This is a genomic window from Bacillus sp. TL12, assembly GCF_022625245.1.
Taxonomy (GTDB): Bacteria; Bacillota; Bacilli; order Bacillales; family Bacillaceae_G; genus Bacillus_A.
Window position 1 is genome coordinate 1 of sequence record NZ_JAJJBY010000130.1, and the last position, 2003, is coordinate 2003.

General features: G+C 34.2%; 1 protein-coding gene and 1 pseudogene. One reads left to right on the forward strand and one right to left on the reverse strand.

The annotated features are described in order from the left end of the window. Window positions 1-443: 443 nt before the first annotated feature. A complete protein-coding gene (locus tag LOK41_RS27935) occupies window positions 444-821 on the reverse strand; it encodes a hypothetical protein (RefSeq protein ID WP_241819347.1) in 378 nt (125 codons plus the stop codon). Between the two features lie 378 nt (window positions 822-1199). Here LOK41_RS27935 and LOK41_RS27940 point away from each other — a divergent pair. Continuing rightward, window positions 1200-2003 (forward strand): annotated as a pseudogene (locus tag LOK41_RS27940) (hypothetical protein); the annotation flags it as partial.

A 2003-nucleotide genomic window follows, 5' to 3' on the forward strand; every position in this document is an offset into this window, starting at 1 on the left:
GCTAATTATCTAAAAATTCCTTCTCTTACTCAAGATGGATCGATTGTAGAATAGAGTAACTGGAGCTTTTAACTTTACTGCTTTTTTATAAAGTAGAATTTGTTATGTAATCACTGTAACATTATTAATCGTAATCCTTTTTGTTACGCAAGGAATCCTTTTATATTAAGTTTTCTTTTCCTTAGCGTGGGTTTTATGTTAGTACGTTGGCTGTATACCCCATGTCCATCAACCTAACAGTACAGATTGCCCCCAAAACGAGAAAATTGACATCTTCATGTAAAAATGTACAATTTTTTTGTTTTGGGGTGTTATAAAATTCTTAAGTTGATGGGTATGTGGCGGTACCCCAAAAAGGACGTCTTTCTAAAAATAGACGTCCTTTCGCTTGGTATTTATCTCTCAGATTACTAAACTTCTTTCTAAAATTTAATATTTATAAGTCAAAACTTTCCAGTTTTAATCCACATTCCTCCATCGCAATGATCTGTATCCACACATTCTAAGCTGTAGTTCACCCAACCTACTGCTGCGTTATATCTGCCTGTATCAAATTTTTTGATTGGGTATTTATAAAAGGTTCTATTCCCTTGCCAGACTTTAACATGTACTCCATACATTCCATAGTTTCTTGCCACAAACTCTACCCTTTCTCCAGGAGCTAACCAAATCCGTCCTTGACTATATTCATAATCAGCATGGACACGTAAAGATCTGTGATCTGCAGCAGAAGCTTCTTGTATAGGTGATACAAATGTCATACCTGTTACTAAAGTTGTAATTAAACCTAACGTTACCATTAACTTCTTGAGCTTCTTCATGATTTAATCTCTCCTTTTTCGCAATTAAGTTGAAATTTTCCATTCACCTCGAGTTTCGGTATCAGAACAATGTCATAAACTCACTCCTTTATAAGAGTTATATGCCAATACCAACTAGTCAATATTGGCATATTTATTATATGATTGGAAAATTGTAACATTCAATTTATCAATTAACTGAAGAGACTTTCTCAATAAACAGTCAGTGTTCGTAAAGGTACACTTTTTCGAAGTACAGGAAAATAGCTAGAAATTACCGAATTTATATCTACATAAATAAGAAGAATCTTTAATTGCTTCGCATATTTTAAATACTAGAGTGATTACGAATCACTTTTCCTCAAACCTCTTTAATAATGAAAGGAGAAGTAAAATTGTATGGAGATACAAGAGATACTGATACCAAGGACAAATACAGCTGTAGTTATGAAATCAGGAGATGATTCAACAGCCTTTATTGGAGGAAATCCTTTTAAAACAATTAATGGAGCGATAACAGCAATTAATGCAATAGGGGCTACTGGAATTACAATTCTTGTATTTCCTGGAGTTTATGATGAGAAAGTAGTCATTCCCAATGGAAATTCATTAAGGGGGACTAACTTGTCGACGGTAATCATTCGTCAACAGAATGTAACCTCAAATACCACAGTGCTCACAATGGGGGGAAATACAAGAGCAGAAGATATCACGGTACTATTAACGTCATCTAATCATGTAAGTTTAACAGGAGTTGCTTTTCCTGGAACAACATCACAAACTGCTAGATTAAGAACGGCAGTAATAACTGTAGATAATTCAACCGCATCAACAAGTGGAACTTCCAATGTGTATGGAATTCATTCTTTTGGAACAGGAACGCCAGATGATAGCATAAGCGCTGTACGAGCAACAACCATAACAACAAAATCAGCTGGTTTAGGAAATAAAAGAGCAATATTAGTTAATACGAATCCACATAACTTTCATTGTCGGGATGTTAATTTGACCACTACTAGTTCAGGTGGAGCAGGATCTTATATTGGGGCAGAAGACTATTTCTACGTCATTTTAATCCGAATGGCTCAAAAAAGAAGTAATTCTTGCCGTGCCCCTATTAAACTCAAGCAAAACAGTATCATATTAAAACTATTTAAATTTAAAGGAGCAAATAATGAAGAAAATAAAAATTATACTATTAAC